A 15905-nucleotide genomic window follows, 5' to 3' on the forward strand; every position below is an offset into this window, starting at 1 on the left:
ACTCACCCGTTCGCCACTAAGATCTCCATTGCTGAAAACCTCCGTTCGACTTGCATGTGTTAGGCACGCCGCCAGCGTTCGTCCTGAGCCAGGATCAAACTCTCCATAAAGTTTTATTTATGGAGCCTTTTGATGGCTCTATAATTGTTTAAAGAATTATTTATTGTGACTGTATCACCTAAGTGATACGAGTCCGCACATCTGGCATATTGTTTATACCTTACATTGTTCAGTTTTCAGAGAACACCGGACTGCGTTGCCGCAGTTCCTGTTGACCGCTGCCTTGCGACAGCTTTTATATACTATCACATCGGCTTTTGCTTGTCAACTTGTTTTTTTGTTTTTAACTGCCGTGCTGCGACGGCTTAATTAGAATACCACACGACCAAACATTATGTCAATACATTTTATTAAAATAATGGACAAGATATTTGGTTCTTTCATTTTAGCATTTTTAGCCAGCAGTGTCAAATCATTTTCTAAAAATTGCGACATTATCCTTATTGCTTACTATATATAATAGGAAAGGCAAACTATCCTTCACATAGTTTGCCTTCTTATCAGGTACGGTATTGATTGATATCTTGCCTAAAATGTCCGATAACCTTTTTAAACTCCTGTATTTTATTCATCATATCCTGCAATTTATCATTATAGGTTTGAATGGCCGCACTCATCTCTTCACTGGCTGCCGAGTTTTCCTCCGAAATGGCCGCTAATCCTTCAATCTTGCCACAGGCCGCGCCCATGCCAGCCATTTCCGCTCCCAACTTATCTACCATGTCTACAATATTTTCAACAACCAACTGTACATTCTCAATATGCCGGTTATTTCCCACAATCACTTCGCCTAGCTGCTTGCTCTCAGACTCCAGAACACCATATTCTACCTCGATCAGGCTAACCACATTTTCGATCATATCCATGAGAATGCTAAGATCCCGGGAAATACTCTCCGAGTGCTGATGGGACTGTTCCGCCAGATGCCTGACTTCGTCGGCAACCACTGCAAAACCGCGTCCCTGTTCACCGGCCCGCGCCGCTTCAATCGCCGCGTTGAGCGCCAGCAAGTTAGTCTGTCCGGCGATTGCTGCCACCATACCGGTAATCTCGTTGATCTTTCCGGCTTGCACCCGCAAATTTTCTGCCGTTTTCTTTACTTCACCAAACTGCTCCATACTGGTTTCCAGCTTACCGCTGGAAGCTTGTACTTCGGAGAATCCTTTCCGGATCTCCCGCACTGCTTCCTCCAGGCGCCGCCGATTCTCGGTTTGCTCCGCGACAACGCCTTGCAAAGTATCCAGATTGCCATGTAAAATACCTACGGCTTCCGCCGTTTCCATCGCCTGGTTCGTTGCTGCTCCAGCCACATCCGCTACAACATTGGATATGTCACTCGACATATTCCGCATGACGCCCGCCAGATTATTAAAGTTATCCGCATACTGGCCCATCTCGTCAGTAATGCCTTTAAAACCGGTAAATTCGCTCTTTAGTCGTTTTTTATATGCTGCCAGGGCTTCGATGATTTCTTCAAACTCGTCCTGTGAACAAAGCTTGGTCTCGCCAAAATACACCCGTTGCTGCAAGTTGGCCAGTTCCTCCCGAATCGCCTCCATTGGCCGTAAAAGCAGAGCGGCACTGGCTGCTGACGCCAGGCCTCCCAGTACACACGTCCAGAGCGGCACATCAACCGAAAAGAACGATAAAACCACAAAGAACACACCGGTTAACACCGTTGTCGCAATACCGGTTTTCACCGCAATACTTTTGAAGACACCCAATGAAAGCCATTGATTGAACCGGTAATGAATCGTATGACGAATCGGCGTAGGAAAGGAAATTTTAATTTTAATGTGCTCTTTCGATGACTCCACCGTTTCCAGATTAATGTCTTCCTTAAAATAAGCGGCAGCGCCGGCAAGCAGCCCTCTTAAATAACCAAACATGCCCCGCGAAGAACGATAGCTCAGCAGGGCTGTGTATTCAGATATCGGCTCAATGAGTAATTCCGGCGGTTTGGCTCCCGGAATCCGCTTTACCACTACCACATGAACATCATACATAGACCGTAAAAAAGAATATAGGGTCTCATACTGGAAAAAGGCCGGGTAAGCCTGTGAGAAGGTTTCAATATTATCTTTCCCGATAGCAAACCACACTTCGTCCTCAGTCTTATTTTTTTGTTTGGCAATATAGGCTACAAAATTGCGGGGCTTCGCATCCTCAACATCTTCCGTCGGCAAAAACATTTGTCCCGCCGTCCAGCCGGTATGCTCCATAGCGGCCAGCGTCAAATCAGGCCCCCAAATCTTTCTTGCCGTACTAATCCAGGTTTCAATGACAGTTCCCTTCATCAGCAAGTCCCACCCTATCCAAAGATCACGTCGGTTACCGTTTCGGCGTGTATTTACATTTTTTATAATTCTTTCTTAACGCTCATATTTCCTGTTTTTCCAACCTTTGTTTATATGAATTATCAGCAAATATTTTTTTGTGATATAGATCACAGGCAGTCAAATTCTCAGGGGAGTATGATAGCATTAGACCAATACCCCTCCGGTACAGCTACCGGACGAAAGGAGCTTCTTTATGCAAGAACCATCAAGTCGATCCCAAAGCATTCCCAGCCGGGCCACTCTCCCCGTCACGCCACATCTTCCCGGCGGTTACGCAACACCGGAACAGCTACATAATATTGCGACAGCCGCTACTAAATACGGCGGTACGCTGAAAATCACCGCAGGCAGCGTTTCCATTTTAGGCTTGAACCCCGCCGATGGCCAAAAAGTCTTGGCTGAACTGGAGCTCGCACCGGAATCCTTCTCCGCCCGAAGCGTCCGTGCCGTCGTCATGTGCCCCGGTAATCCCTACTGTCCCATGGCCAAGCAAGACGGCACTGGTCTTGGCTTGGCTTTAGACCAAAAGTTCTTTGGACAACCCCTGCCGGCTAAATTGCGTATGGGAGTCAGCGCCTGCCCCAACTGCTGCGCCGAAGTCTTTGTAAAAGATATCGGTGTATATGGAACACCTGCAGGCTACATCCTGGTTGTCGGCGGAAACTCCGGCCGGAACGCCGAAGCCGGCCGCATAATAGCCGAGCAGCTTCCCGCCGACCAAGTCATTTCTATCATTGAAAGCATTCTGAACTATTACCGGCAATTTGGCGAACCCAAAGAACGGTTGGGACAAATGCTTGATCGCATTGGTTGGAATGACTTTATAGCGTCAGTTATACCGCCAGTCCATACACCTCAGGCTTCTGCCGAAATGCTTAGTCGGAATTAATGACAAGGGCCGCCTCAAAATATGTTTTTAAAACCTATCAGAGGCAGCCCTTGTTTTAGCTGCGCCAAAAAAACGCAGCTTACCTTGCCTTACTTTCCATATCCGGCAGTATAATTTTCCGTCACTTAAATTGAGTTTATTTTAGAGCATCTTACGCGTCAGGAATTGGCTATCCTTACTAATAAGGAAAATGACTCATCCGCTTTTTTATACTCAAGTAAATAATTCTGATTTCTGAATCGGGAATCTCAATTTTATAAAACTCTTCAATGGGTAAAAAAGACTTTTTAACCAGTTTGGCAAATTCCGGGCTGCATTCTTTCAATCCATCGGGTTCCGTATACTTGACATCTTTCTCCTTGATTAATAACCGCTCAATCATGCAACACATATGAATATATAAGCTTATTTTTAAATTATTCGGGAATTTAGAGCCTAAGCTCAATTCAAGCGTATACAGCGATTGTTCAACCTGGTCGATAATTTTATCCGGGTTTAAAATGGTTAAATAGTTCAGGACATTATAGAGGGTAAACGATTTAAGCACTTCTGCGTTTATTTTATCAATAATATCCTCATTGACTACCCGGCTTAGGGCACTGGTCAAAACCGCTTCTCCCTGCTTCATGATCAAATCTTCTAAAGAGATATACTGAATGTTTTCGATTTTAGGATCATCCGTACCAATAATAAGTTTTACATCATATTGCCGGAAAATAGCATCGGTCTTGCCATTGCCTTTTAAGCGGTCAAAGTCGTAAGCGATGACTTTGACCTCATCATTGACAAAACATTTATTTAACAGGATTTTAATTTTTTTAGCAATCCCAATACCGGTAAAGCAAGTGGTTATAATCGCATTGGGCTTCTTCTTTTGCGACGCCAGATAATTATAGAGGCATACATTGGCGGCAACGGCTTCCCGGGCAATCTGTTCCAGTGGCTGCCCCTTTAAAATCCGTTCCCCTACCGAAAGCGCCAGTTGAGTTGAGATATTGTTAATCATAACGATATCCCCGTAAAAATCACCCAGAATCTGCTGATAAATATGTTCCAGAGACCCCATATCCACCAATATGATCATGCCCCGGGAAGAATCAATCGTTTTCATATACGCATACAGCTTTTGTCCAATTTCAGCAGCCGAAAGTTCAAAGGGCATGTCAATGGCCTCAAAGACATAATTCTCCAGCAAACGGTTGGCCACGCTGGCAATACTGCTGGCCGTACTGTAGCCATGAGCAATAATGATGGCATTAGCCTGGTCCAGACTGGCCTCCCGGTTTATGGAGCGGATATAAATCATCAAATAAGCCAGGACCACCGGAGAGAAAGGTATATCCAGATTTTTCTCGACTGCCTCAAGCAGCATAAGCGAAATTTTGTGTTCTTTATAATATTGTTTGCTTAAGGAGTCAATCAAATTCTCTGTGGCAAATTCTGCATCGGTTGGTTTCGCTTCAATAAAATGTACTAATAGGTAAGTCAATACTTCCACACTGTTACCGTAGTGCTTGAGTCCGTAATTTTCCTGCATACGGATTAATACATGTTCCACTATTTTTTTTATCGAGTTAAAGATAACGGACGTAACCGCCCGGTCAACTTCAAGAAAGACGATATAATCTATCAACTCATTAAATAACTGGAGACTCCTGGCAAAAAACTCCTCCTGCGTAATTTCCTGCTGCGCTAATTTATTAATAATCAGGGCAAGCTCTTCGTGGATATGCAACGTCTTTTGCGTATCTTGAATAATATAGGAAAAATCATTTTTTTCGGAACAAGCTACCAATACGTCTTCGCCATTCAGTTTATTCGTGATAATGCCTTCATAAGCGTCCAGAACATCTTTGGGGAGATGATTGAGCTTGACTTTAATATCCTTGCCTTTTGAGCCGGAACCATGATTGTAAGCATTGGCACAGCTTAGTTTTATGGCATTACGCAATTTGCCGATATTCCCTCCGGCAGTGCTGTTGAGCAAAACATCAACCACCTGATTGCTAATTAAAACATCCTTTTTAATCGCAACCGCTTCTTTTTTATAAAAGGTATAAATAAGCTCCATTTTTTCTTTTAGCGGCCGTTCCTGAAATGTCGGTATTCTGACAACTAATGGGATACGGCGCAAAAAAGTCTGTAGGAAGTTCTCCTCCGGATCTTCCGTTGTCGCAAACATCATCCGTACTTGGGCCTGCCGGTCGCGCCCGGATTCACCCAATCGCCGGAATATCCCCTGATCCAAAAAAAGAAACAGTTTCTCCTGACCGGTTGGCGGCAGTCTGTGTATTTCATCCAAAAACAAAAAACCGCCGTCAGCCGCTTCAATCAGACCCGTACTGTCAGAGTCGGCTCCGGTATACGCTCCTTTACAGTGGCCAAATAGAATTCCCGATAACAGTTCCGGGTTATTGGCATATTCCGCGCAATTAAACACAATAAACGGGGCCCTTTCCTCTATGACCTTTGTTGCTTTAGCGTACTCATAAACAAGTTTAGCCAAAAAGCTCTTCCCTACCCCAGAATGACCGACTAATAAAAGAGGCAGTCCCTGCGGCGGGTAAGAAACGGCTGCTTTACATTGCTCAATGCTGTATCTTAAACTTCCGTTACAGCCAATAACCTCTTTAAAAACATCCCGCCCCCCTTTCTCCTGATCCATACTGTCACTTTTCAGCAAATACTGGGTTACCAGCTTCAGTTCCTTCTGCCTTGCCAAATAAGTCTTTTGATCCAGAAAATATACCGGACGGGTGTTTATTTTCATAACCACCCCTTCTTTTGTAAGCTCATTCAATAAGTGGCTGGCAATATTTCTTTGCAAACTCAATTGCTCGGCAATTTCCTGCGCCGTAAACCCGCATTGTTTTAGCCCGTCCATTGTTTCTGAAAGTTCCTTCAGTTTGCAGTAAACAGCTTCTTTATTAGTCATTTTCCTTATCACCACCTGACTTATGACTTCTATATGCTAGCGCTAAAAGCAAAGCTATCCATTGACTGCAATAGCTTTGCTTTTCCCTTAAATACCAGCTCCGGGTTCCATCGTTTTCTTTACTTTTTCAACCACACACTTTTCCAGCCGAATGGTTGTCCGTCGACTGACGCCAACAATAAATTCAGCCAGCTCAACCAGGGGAAGATTCTCTTTTTGTAAGAATCCCTCCAATACCGCCCCGATATTACAGCCGGCAATGACTTCCATATTAGCGGCTTTATTAGCAATTTGGGCAGCTACCTTAAAGGGAGTCCCACCTAGAATATCACAAATGAATAAGATGTTCGCTTCGGTATTTCGGGCAATTACACTATTCATTTTATCCCTTAAGGTCGCATCGGTATCGGCGATGGTCAAATCAAGATAATATACGTCAGGATTGCAGCCCGCCAAAAGCTCAATCGTACTTTGAAAGCCTGTTGCATAATGACCGTGCCCGCTGACAATAATAATTGTTTTCATTCTACAATATTCCTATTCCTGATAATACAATCGAAAAAATAAAGGTCAATAAGATCAATACCGGTGGGCTGATTTTCTTACGCAGGCAGAAGAACATCAAAAGCGTATATCCCATAGGCAGGATATTGGGGAAAACACGGTCCAGAAAATCCTTTTGAATGGATATAGCGTAGGCATCGGTGATCGGAATTTGCGCGGCAACGGTAATATGAACATAGGAAGCGATCAAGCCGCCAATAACCGTTACACCCAGTATGGTGGCAGCTCTTGCCACAGTCTGCGAACTATCCTTAACCTTTTCAATTGCCTTTGTGCCTAAATTATAGCCTAAATGAGTCCAAACAACACGTAAAATAAATATAGCCAGGTAAATCAGGAAAAAAATCAATGGCCCCAGCACGCTGCCCTGAGCGGCAAAGGAAGCACAAATACCGGCTACAATCGGCAGTATAGTAAACCAGAAGATGGCGTCGCCAATTCCGGCTAAGGGACCAAATAAGGCGATGCGCAGCCCCTTGATCAGCCCCCGGTCTTCTCCCCGTTCTTCCAGGGACAATAATAGTCCCATCAACATACCTGCAAAGTTAGTGTTAGTATTGATAAAAGCCATATTATCCTGCATGGCTTCCGCCAGTTTTTCCTTATCATCCTTATAGATTTTTTTCAAAAATGGCAGCATAGCCAGTGTAAAGCCGGCAGCCTGCATCCTTTCAAAACTAAACCCGGCCTGCAACAGCGCTGAAGTAAAGCCTAGCTTTGTAATGTCACTTTTGGTAAGTACGTTCTTAGATTCCTTCACTATTATCACTTCCTTGCGCATTATTTTCCACCTTAGCCTGTTTCCATTGCTTTGCATTGTAATATTCGTAGATGGCAATCGCCGTTCCCAGTAAGGCAACCGGCAGCAAATTGGCAAACTGAATAAAAGAAGCTGCCACAAAGCCGATAATTAGATAAGGCACGTACTGCATTTTAAGCATAACCGTAAGCAGCATACCAAACCCAACGGCCGGTAAAATTCCGCCGGCAATCTCAAAACCGTGTTTAAGCCAGTCCGGCATAGCCATGACCAAAGCCTGCATAGCGTCCTGGGCCACATAAGCACTTAAGAATACAACAATACCGTATGTGACGGCCACAATGGCAGTCATCAATAGGTTAAGCTTCCAGAAAGCGCCGGTATCCGCCGCTGCTGCATAAGCGTCTGCCTTTCCCATGAACAGAGAAAAAGTCGAATAGTAAAACAGAATTATATATTGCATTAAAATACTAAAAGGAAGCGCCAAGCCAATAGCGGCCTGCGGTTCAACTCCCGTGGTGTAGGCAATCACCACCGTCATTACACCTGCCAATACCGGATTGGGCGGCTGCGTTCCACCGGCAGGAGTAAGCCCGGCAAAAGCCAGTTCCGTTAGACTTCCTGCCAGCAAACCAGTCTGCAGATCTCCCAAGATGATTCCTGTAAGGGTACAAACAATAATCGGACGAAAAATGTATAAACTCTCCAGCCAAAAATCAATTCCCACGATAATTGACATAATGGTCAGCATGATCCCCTGATCCAATGTAATCGCATGCATCTTATTGTCCTCCTTAATCAATACTGAATTTTACATCACCCGGCGTATCCTGGACAAACACCTGAATGCCCCGTTGTTGGAGGTATCTTAAATTCTCCAGATCGTTGTCATCTACATATACTTTCTTAGTAATGGCTTTCTTTCCCGGTGAAAAATGCATATTGCCCACATTGACGTTTTGAATGGGGACACCGCCCTCAACCAGTTGACGCACAACCGCCGGCGTTCGGCAGACAATAAAGATTTTTTGACTCGGTGCCGCCTTATGGATAATCTGAATTGTGTGAGCAACTGTAAAAAAGCGTACCCCCACGCTTGAAGCTTCTGCCGTCATCGTCATCAACTGCTGTTGCAGCGGGTCGCCTGCCGTTTCATCGTCAACCACCACCAGCAGGTTAGCCCCTAAGGCACCTGTCCAAATGACGCCTACTTGTCCGTGTACCAGCCGGTTGTCAATCCGGGTTAATAAAATATTAGGTGCCATCATCTTCCCCTCCCTTTAGATCTTATTTATCCGCAACTCACTTGTTTCCGGCTTCCGCTTAACAGGCGGGAGAAAAGCCGGCCCGCTCCTGAATTCTTTGTCATTTCGGCGGAAGATAACCCTTTTGCTGAATAAGTTTCACTTACTTAAAATATTGTCTGCAATTATCATGCCAATCAGTGTACAAAATAGCTTAATCCCTATCAATCCTTGTCAAACCCGGCTTGTTTCTTCCGGTTTGTCTTTTAGTTAGCTCCACCAAGTCCTGCCTGTTATACACTGTCACAAAAAACAAGGCTTATTGCACAGTGTCTGTAACACTCATTGGCTGGAAATCAGCTCAGACAGCTTACTGCCCTCGTTGATTCATACGAAGCCGGTTTGCCGCATTTCCCTCTACAATAACCGTTACACGCTGATGCAATTGAAGGATAGAGGCTGGAACTTCCGGAGAAATATCTCCCCAAAGCGCACGGTCTAACACTTCGGCCTTATCCTCTCCATTCACCAGAATAACAATGCTCCGCGCCTGCATAATCGTTTTAATCCCCATGCTGATGGCAAACCGGGGCACCTCAGCCAGTGAGGAGAAGCAATACGAATTGGCTCTGATTGTAGACTCGGCCAGTTCAGCCCGGTGTGTAGCTGCTGTGAATCTTACATCCGGTTCATTAAACCCGATATGACCGTTCCGGCCAATTCCCAGTATCTGCAAGTCAATTCCACCGGCTTCTTCAATCTTTTGCTCGTAGGCCAAGCACTCCTGCTCGATATTGCCGGCCTCGCCGTTGGGTATATGTTGATTTGCCTCCGGTACATCGACGTGACGGAAAAAATGATGCTTCATATAATAGTGATAACTATGGGGCTCCTCCTTTCCTAACGCAATATACTCATCCAAATTGAAGGTTACCATCCGGCAAAAACTAAGCTGCTTTTGGCGGTGGATTTTTATAAGCTCCCGGTACATCCCCAAGGGAGTATTGCCGGTGGCCAGCCCAACTACACTTTCCGGCTTTGTCCGGATTTGTTCAGCTACCATGTCTGCTGCTATTTCGCTCAAAGCAGCATAATCCTTGGCAAATACTATACGCATATCATTCCTCCCGGTGGCGCTTTTTTTCTGCAGAATACCGCCCATAAATAAAGTAAGCAAAAAGCATGCCAATCAGTGTAATAAGCACTGAAGGCATGCTTTTTGCCATTAATGACGGTTCCGGTAATCCACTATAGACATCATGGAATACCCCAGGCGCTGTGTTCTATGACACTAGCTTACACAAACCCGTGGGGGCCAACTCCCAGGGACAGTGATTGTAAAAACAGAAAATAAGGCAAGAGAAAAAGAGCGGCCTCAATTTCTCATTGAAACAGCTCTTTATTATCCGCTTATTCTTCTGCCAACTAGCAACTATACTATTTCAAACACCCTGGTCAGGCGCGTTAGTTCAAACAGTTCCTTAACAATTCCTTTTATCCCTTTTATCATTACTCCACCGGAGCATTGCAGCGCCTTCTTCTGGATGGCAACCAACACCCCCAGCCCGGAACTGTCAATGTACTCCACCTGACTCATATCAATAACAAATTTACTTTGCTCCCGGTCAACATATTCCAGAATTTTTTGCCTAAGCGCGTTTGCCTCTTCCACATAGATGCGGCCGGCAAGCACCACCAGTACATGATCACTTTCCTGGGAAATCTGGCAAATCATCCGCACTCCTCCTGTTCAATATGCTTGACCAGCAGGATTTCATTGCCACAGCGGTTATAGCGCACATAATCGGCGGATGCCTTCATAATCATGATGCCACGGCCGCTTTCGTCAAATTCAAAGTCTTTCTCATCCTTGGCCAGCAGGGTCTGCCCCGGAAATCCCGCACCCTGATCCTTCACCCTTACCACCAAACGTTTGCCGGCAATGACATTCAGTTTCAGTTTAATGCTTGCCTTCCCATGCTCTATAGCATTATTTACCGCCTCGTTCAAAGCCACTTCCATGAGCCCTGGTTTATCCCGAAGCATTTTCCGGATGTATTCACTGACACAATGGCGGATAAGCCGAAATCCCTGAAGTCCGTAGAATTTAATCTCCAGTAAATTCTCATTCATACAGTCTCCTCTTTTCTCATAGGATGACGCAGATTCAACCCGACCAAACAAATATCACTTGACTGTTTGCCGTTCACATAAATTTACTATTAAACCAAGATTTCTACGGAGATATGACAAATCCTTCCTTATTTTTCTTCTATTCAAAATAAAATCATTCACAACGCAACAGATCAGGAAAACGTAGTCGGAAACAACGTTCCCGCCAGCAGCAAAACACTTAACAGAATCAAGACAAGAACCAGCAGCCAGCAAATGACGTTATAAAGTCCCGAGTTGACATAGCGACCCATGATGTTTTTATCCCGGGCAATCAAAATGATAAAGATTAAAATCGGCGGCAGCAAAATGCCGTTGATTACCTGCGAGGTAAGCATCATCGTGTATAAGGATACGTCGGGCCACAACACGATTCCGGCTCCTGCCGCAATGAGCAGGGTATATAAACCGAAGAAAATAGGAGCCTCTTTATAGCTGCTGCTAATTCTGTGCTCAAAACCCAGCGCTTCGCAGACGGCGTAGGCCGTACTCAAGGGCAGAATGAAAGCGGCCAGCATGGACGCCCCCAGCAGCCCGCCGGCAAACAGCAGCATCGCATACGGACCAGCCAGGGGCTCTAACGCCAACGCCACATCCTTGGCCGTCTCGATCGGTACCTGGTGAACATACAAGGTCGCTGCCGTCGCGACCAGAATAAACAGGGCGATAAAGCCGGTGAAAAAGGACCCGATCATCACATCCCAAAAGGTATACCGGTATTCTGTAGCTGTAATGCCCTTATCAACCACAGACGCCTGAATGTAAAACTGCCCCCAGGGCGTAACCGTCGTCCCAATAATCCCGACCGCCACCAGCAAGAAGTCGGTATCCAGCTGGAATTCAGGCTGAATAATGGCTCGCGCCGCCTGATGCCAATCGGGGGATGCCAGAAAACCGGAGAAAACGTAGCTAAAGAAAGTCAGGCATAACAGCAAAAAAATCTTTTCCATCTTTTCATAACTGGTCTTTAGCACCAGCCACCAAATGGCGCAGGCCGCCAAAGGAACCGATACATATTTATTTACTCCCAGTATTTCAAAGCTTGTCGCAATCCCGGAGAATTCGGAAACCGTTGTGCCGATATTGGCCAACAGCAGTACCGCCATAGCAAAGAACGTCCATCGCACGCCATATTGCTCGCGGATCAGATCGGACAGGCCCTGTCCGGTAACAGCTCCGGTGCGGGCCGAGATTTCCTGTACAACAGCCAGACACAACGTGCTGACAAGTAACACCGACAGCAGCGCATAGCCATATTTCGCGCCTGCCGCCGCATAGGTGACAATCCCGCCGGCATCATTATCGGCGAAGGCCGTGATGATACCGGGCCCCATAATAGCCAGAAAAAGCGGCCATTTGCTTTTGCTATGTTTCATCGGTACCGCTCCCGCCCGATACGCGCACTAACCGCCAGCAGCGGCGGTGCGTCAAATTTATCCCGTTCCTCCACCAGCATGGAAAGAATATCATCTACCGTAACCAGGCCCAGCATCTTCCCCTGCCCATCCACCACCGGCAATGCCAAAAACCCATATTTAGCCATAATACCGGCGATTCGTGGTGTAGTTTCTTTCGGGGTGACGGCAACCACCTTCCGGCGCATTAAATCGTACAATACCGACTCTTCCTCGGCAACGATCAATTCCCGCAAAGACAATACACCTTCCAGGAAGCCCCGTTCATTCATAACATACAAATAATAGATGGTCTCGGCCGTCGAAGCGAACGTCCGGATTTCACCAATGGCCTGACTTACGGTCATCCATCCGGAAAGCCGTATGTATTTTGTCGTCATGCAGGCCCCCGCCGTTCCAGCAGCATACTGCAGCAGCTCTCGGACACCCTCGGCCTCTTCGGCCATCAAGTCTAACAAACCTTCCATTTTATCGACCGGAAGCTCGCCCAGAATGTCAGCTACTTCATCGGGAGGCAATTCCGCCAAGATAGTCAATGCCTGCTGCTGTTCCATCTGGCGGAAAATTTCAACCTGAGTTTCCAGTTCCAGCTCGGCCAGCGCATCAATCGTCTGCCGGGAATTCAGATGTTCAATAAATGCCGACCGGCGCTTATAATCCATCTCTTCCAGCAAGTCGGCTATATCGGCCGGATGAATCTGCTCCAACTGCTGCTTTTCCATATTGAGCTGCAGCGCGGCATTCCAGCTTTCCAACGGTTTTATATATTGCCAGCTTACCAATTTGTTCTTACAGCGTTTAAACAAAAATTCCAGCCCCAGCCGTCGGAATAAACCTCGGATACCAATATCCACAGCGACTAAAACCATCTGACTGCTACCTTCCCGCGCAAGCCACGACAGCGTAATGTCGTTGACCCTTACCAGCTTAAAGCCTTTCAAATCAATAATCTGCTTATCCAGCAGCCATTTGCTGATATAGATTTCTTCCTCCTGCAACGGCATGATGCAGGAGGAAGAAAAGTCCTGACTAAGAAACACACCATCCGCATCACAGCGTTCCACTAAATCAAAAGGGATCAAATCATCCTTGTTATTTACATATTTGATGCCCGACACCTCCGGATGGCTGTAATGCCAGCGTACCGTCATATCCTTTACGCATCCGACCCTTTGCCTGGCAGCATCATATACCGATTTGCCCAATAGCTGACTAAAGTAAAACTCACCCAATACTTTTACCGCATACATCTCTGGCCCTCCTCTCTTGGCAGGATCAATGTAGCAAAGCTTTCCGCCGGCTCCTTTTTTCCGAACCGATTCCACTACAGTATATGCCTGGTCCGGCGGAAGGTGAAAGGCGCCGTTCCATGTCGCAACAGCCTCGCTGCGTTATTTTACTTACACAATATAAAAAGCTGCGACCATCGTCGCAGCTTGTAAAAACTTAGCACGCTATATCATGTAGTCAGGCATGGCTTGTCCCGCACAACGGCGCCATGCGTTTTTTCTTTTTATCTTCATACAGCACTTTATCAGCCAGGGAAATAATCTGGTCCCGTTCCATCTTATCATGCACCGTTATAATGCCGACACTAATAGTCGCATCATAACAGGGGCCGCTCTCATAAACAAGCGCTTTAAGATATTCCGTCAGTCTTTCTATATCCTGATTTGCCGTGTTGGGAAAGATAATGGCAAATTCATCGCCGCCCCAACGGGTAATCACCGCCCGTTGTCCTACCGATTGCTTAAGCAGTTTAGCCAGGGAGATCAACAGCTCGTCACCGGCTGTATGTCCGTAAACGTCATTAATCTCTTTAAAATAATCTATATCAATAAGAGCAAAGCAAAATGTTCCGCCGTCCTTTTTTATATGCTGCAGTTCCTTTTGCAGCCGGACGTTAAAATACCGTCTGTTCCAAAGCTGTGTCAAGGAATCGGTATTGGAAAGCAAATAAAGTTTTTGCAGCAAATTACCGATCACCATACCGCCCATAAAAAAAAGAATGACTTCAGTAACCTGCGCGGCGCGGACATAGCCAGGGTAATCGGACAGCAAATAGCTGTCCAGCACACAAAACCCTGTGGCGATGAGTGCACCCACAGAGCCCAAAATTGCCGGGGAATATTTGTAGAATAGTTTTGCCATGATCGTCATATCTCCCTATGGATAATCACTCGTTCGCAGTCCATATGATCTACACTTCAGCCAAAAAGCCCCTACGTACTAACTCTACATTATTTCTCTTCGACACGCATTCCCAATTTCCTTTTTTGGAAATAAATATCCAATTAAATTTTATATTATCATTATTTTGCGCATTTGTCCAGTATTTTTTAAACAATTGTTTTTTACAGCCGGACACTCACGCAGCTTCTATCGACTACTTTACAGGACAAACTTACCTTCGTCCTCCTTTTCCCGGTCTGTCCGGGGCGGTTGGCATATTACAGAAAATTTGCATGTCTCGTTCACGCACACCAAGTCCGGTGCCCCGTTTACGTCTACTACCTCCTTCAGACGGCTTTTGCAGGCCGGGCACACGATCTGTTTCCTTCTCCGGTTTGCCATGAAAACTTCCTCCCCGCTCGCTATATTACATATTAATATCCTTCATCAGCGGCAGCTTCCCTTTTAGCAAATTACGACAAAAAATATCCCGCCCCAGTTAACCTATACAAAAACCGGCGGAGAGCACACGAACAACGCCTCGTCAGCCTGATTAACAATTTTTTATAGTCCTTATCGGCATCTTTCCAGAAGGAGCACCCCACACGGCAGTCCACCTTCATACAATGCCCCTCCACTTCGAAGACCTGATTAATGATTGAAATAATCCGGTTGGCAATAGCGATGGGCACCTCCAACGCTTCCTCCCTGCTTTGCGGATGGCTACCACGAATTCATCGCCGCCAATCCGGGCGGCAAACGCGTCGCTCCGGATACAGCCTGTCAGCTGGTTGGCTGCTTCTTTTAGCAGCAAATCACCCATATGATGCCCCAAGTTATCATTAATCCCCTTGAAGCCATCCAAATCCAGGTACAAAACGGCAATTTGCCTGTTCTTCTCCACAATCAGTTTTCTTTCGTTTGGAAAGAACCCGTCCAAGCCGATGCGGCTGGGCAGACCAGTCAGCTTGTCATGATGCGCCAGCACCTGCATGCGCTCCGACCCAGGCAGCAAAAAAGGACCTGCAGCTTCTGCAGGTGCCTCAGCTTGTTGAAAAAGTATATAGTATGAAAATGGTTTTTGAGGGTCCATGTAGAATTAATTCTGCATGGACCTAATTTTGTTAGGAGGTAGAGTATGCTTAAAGAACGAGCACCTCAGCAGATGAAATTCGAATTAGTTTGTATTGATCAATTAGTTCCTGAAGATCACCTACTTAGAAAGATAGATAAATACATAGATTTTTCGTTTATATACGAGAAGACCACCCCCTACTATTGTCAAAATAATGGACGACCACCCGTAGATCCGATTGTCCTTTTCAAAATGATCTTTATTGGCTATCTTTATGGCA

The 15905-nt window shown here is 45.9% G+C and carries 14 protein-coding genes, 1 rRNA gene and 1 pseudogene; 2 read left to right on the forward strand and 14 right to left on the reverse strand.

The features are described 5' to 3' along the window. Both F3H20_RS19065 and F3H20_RS19075 read right to left on the reverse strand, forming a co-directional pair. Positions 1–110, reverse strand: a 16S ribosomal RNA gene (locus F3H20_RS19065); the annotation flags it as partial. Between the two features lie 450 nt (positions 111–560). Continuing rightward, positions 561–2357, reverse strand: coding sequence for a heme NO-binding domain-containing protein (locus tag F3H20_RS19075; protein WP_149736438.1), 1797 nt, complete (start codon positions 2355–2357; stop codon positions 561–563). Between the two features lie 235 nt (positions 2358–2592). Here F3H20_RS19075 and F3H20_RS19080 point away from each other — a divergent pair, with 235 nt between their 5' ends. Beyond that, the gene (locus F3H20_RS19080; RefSeq protein WP_149736439.1) at positions 2593–3288 is read left to right on the forward strand and encodes a nitrite/sulfite reductase domain-containing protein; all 696 of its coding nucleotides are present in this window, start codon (positions 2593–2595) and stop codon (positions 3286–3288) included. Positions 3289–3466: 178 nt separating this feature from the next. Here the strand turns inward: F3H20_RS19080 and F3H20_RS19085 are convergent, their stop codons facing one another. The 12 genes from F3H20_RS19085 to F3H20_RS19140 form a co-directional block, all read right to left on the reverse strand. After that, entirely contained in the window at positions 3467–6223 is a 2757-nt protein-coding gene (locus tag F3H20_RS19085; protein WP_149736440.1) for a sigma 54-interacting transcriptional regulator, read from the reverse strand. An 87-nt stretch (positions 6224–6310) separates the two neighbouring features. Further along, positions 6311–6748 (reverse strand): PTS sugar transporter subunit IIA domain-containing protein, encoded by a 438-nt coding sequence (locus F3H20_RS19090; RefSeq protein WP_149736441.1) that lies wholly within the window; start codon positions 6746–6748, stop codon positions 6311–6313. A gap of 1 nt (position 6749) precedes the next feature. Then, entirely contained in the window at positions 6750–7568 is an 819-nt protein-coding gene (gene agaD, locus F3H20_RS19095; RefSeq protein WP_149736442.1) for a PTS galactosamine transporter subunit IID, read from the reverse strand. Further along, the gene (gene agaC / locus F3H20_RS19100) at positions 7534–8328 is read right to left on the reverse strand and encodes a PTS galactosamine transporter subunit IIC (RefSeq protein ID WP_149736443.1); all 795 of its coding nucleotides are present in this window, start codon (positions 8326–8328) and stop codon (positions 7534–7536) included. Before agaC ends, agaD begins: the two co-directional genes overlap by 35 nt. A 13-nt stretch (positions 8329–8341) precedes the next feature. Further along, positions 8342–8815, reverse strand: coding sequence for a PTS galactosamine transporter subunit IIB (agaB, locus tag F3H20_RS19105; RefSeq protein ID WP_149736444.1), 474 nt, complete (start codon positions 8813–8815; stop codon positions 8342–8344). A gap of 346 nt (positions 8816–9161) precedes the next feature. After that, complete coding sequence (gene nagB / locus F3H20_RS19110; protein ID WP_149736445.1) at positions 9162–9908, reverse strand: glucosamine-6-phosphate deaminase; 747 nt, start codon at positions 9906–9908, stop codon at positions 9162–9164. A 315-nt stretch (positions 9909–10223) separates the two neighbouring features. Then, positions 10224–10526, reverse strand: a complete 303-nt coding sequence (locus F3H20_RS19115; RefSeq protein WP_149736446.1) for an STAS domain-containing protein — start codon at positions 10524–10526, stop codon at positions 10224–10226. Continuing rightward, on the reverse strand, positions 10523–10924 hold the full coding sequence (locus F3H20_RS19120; RefSeq protein WP_149736447.1) for an ATP-binding protein: 402 nt from the start codon (positions 10922–10924) through the stop codon (positions 10523–10525). The genes F3H20_RS19115 and F3H20_RS19120 overlap by 4 nt, the downstream gene beginning before the upstream one ends. Before the next feature lie 173 nt (positions 10925–11097). Further along, positions 11098–12339 (reverse strand): Nramp family divalent metal transporter, encoded by a 1242-nt coding sequence (locus F3H20_RS19125; RefSeq protein ID WP_149736448.1) that lies wholly within the window; start codon positions 12337–12339, stop codon positions 11098–11100. Beyond that, a complete protein-coding gene (locus F3H20_RS19130; RefSeq protein ID WP_149736449.1) occupies positions 12336–13628 on the reverse strand; it encodes a magnesium transporter in 1293 nt (430 codons plus the stop codon). The genes F3H20_RS19125 and F3H20_RS19130 overlap by 4 nt, the downstream gene beginning before the upstream one ends. A gap of 217 nt (positions 13629–13845) precedes the next feature. After that, positions 13846–14529, reverse strand: a complete 684-nt coding sequence (locus F3H20_RS19135; protein ID WP_188128422.1) for a GGDEF domain-containing protein — start codon at positions 14527–14529, stop codon at positions 13846–13848. Positions 14530–15169: 640 nt separating this feature from the next. Continuing rightward, positions 15170–15565, reverse strand: coding sequence for a GGDEF domain-containing protein (locus tag F3H20_RS19140; protein ID WP_188128423.1), 396 nt, complete (start codon positions 15563–15565; stop codon positions 15170–15172). 123 nt (positions 15566–15688) lie between these two features. Here F3H20_RS19140 and F3H20_RS19145 point away from each other — a divergent pair. Next, positions 15689–15905, forward strand: a pseudogene (locus F3H20_RS19145) (IS5/IS1182 family transposase); the annotation flags it as partial.

This window comes from Propionispora hippei DSM 15287 (assembly GCF_900141835.1).
Lineage (GTDB): Bacteria > Bacillota > Negativicutes > Propionisporales > Propionisporaceae > Propionispora > Propionispora hippei.